Genomic DNA, 777 nt, shown 5'->3' with positions numbered 1-777 from the left:
GGGTGGAAGCCGGCGATGAGACCTCGATCGACGAGGGAGCGCAGCCGGGCGTGGGCGGTCGACGCGGCGACGCCGAGGTCGTCGGCGATCGCGGCGTTGGTCATTCGCGCGTCGGCGGAGAGGAGTTCGATGATCCGCGCGTCGTGAGGGTGAAGCTCGTCGTCGGGCATCGCAGATCCTTCGGTCGACGGTGGCGTTTGGAGTATCTACGTTCGACAGTACGCCGATCGAGCGGCATCCATTCGAAGGATCAGCGGATTAACGTCACCGAAACACTCGTTTCTGCGATCCTCTCCGCAACGCTCAGTCGATCGAGGAGAAACCCATGCGCGTGTCCGTGCCGACCGAGATCAAGAACAACGAGAACCGCGTCGCGATGACGCCCGCGGGCGTGGATTCTCTCGTCCACCGCGGCCATGAGGTGCTCGTGCAGGCCGGTGCGGGCGAGGGCAGCGGGTTCAGCGACGACCAGTACCGCGCGGCCGGAGCCGAGATCGTCGCCACTGCCGACGAGACGTGGGCGCGTGCCGAGCTCCTCGTCAAGGTGAAAGAGCCGATCGCCCCCGAGTACGGCTTCCTCCGCCCCGACCTCACGCTGTTCACGTACCTCCACCTCGCGGCCGACCGGCCCCTGACCGACGCCCTGATCGCCGCTGGCACGACGGCCGTGGCATACGAGACGGTGCAGACGGCCGATCGGGCCCTGCCCCTGCTCGCGCCCATGAGCGAGGTCGCCGGGCGCCTGTCGATCATCGAGGGCGCGCACCACCTGCTGCG

2 protein-coding genes are annotated in these 777 nt (G+C 68.0%); one reads left to right on the top strand and one right to left on the bottom strand.

The genetic code is table 11. The features are described from left to right. Window positions 1-170: winged helix-turn-helix transcriptional regulator (locus NS283_RS19380; RefSeq protein WP_153003424.1), on the bottom strand; the 170-nt coding region annotated here is incomplete at its 3' end. Between the two features lie 155 nt (window positions 171-325). Between NS283_RS19380 and NS283_RS18105 the strand changes: the two genes are divergently transcribed. Beyond that, window positions 326-777: alanine dehydrogenase (locus NS283_RS18105; RefSeq protein WP_369406721.1), on the top strand; the 452-nt coding region annotated here is incomplete at its 3' end.

This window comes from Microbacterium testaceum (assembly GCF_001476285.1).
Lineage (GTDB): Bacteria > Actinomycetota > Actinomycetes > Actinomycetales > Microbacteriaceae > Microbacterium > Microbacterium testaceum_B.
Note: the sequence above shows the minus strand (reverse complement) of the source record. Positions and strands in the feature narration are given on the sequence as shown.